This is a genomic window from Gilvimarinus sp. 1_MG-2023 (genome assembly GCF_030548285.1).
Genome location: NZ_JAUOSC010001116.1, coordinates 1 through 265, shown reverse-complemented (window position 1 = coordinate 265; position 265 = coordinate 1). Strand labels below are relative to the sequence as shown.

At 60.8% G+C, this 265-nt stretch carries 1 protein-coding gene; it reads left to right on the top strand.

Features of this window, described 5'->3' with window-relative positions:
* On the top strand, positions 1 to 265 hold a 265-nt coding region (locus tag Q4563_RS20320), incomplete at both ends, for a DNA-processing protein DprA (protein WP_303605801.1).

Below are 265 nucleotides of genomic sequence, written 5' to 3'. Positions count from 1 at the left end.
GATGTATTTTATGCCTTACTGGATTGGCAAGCAGAGCCGGGCCAGGGCGTACTGACCTGCGACGATTCCCGCTACCCAACAGCCCTGGCAAGCCTCAGTGATGCCCCATTGTGGCTTTATTGGCGCGGTAATCCGGCGCTGCTGCAACAACCGCTGGTGGCCATGGTCGGCAGTCGTAATCCCACCCCTTATGCCCGTGACTGGGCCAGACAGTGTGCTGCTGACCTGGCCCAGGCCGGTGTGTGCGTCGTGAGTGGTATGGCAC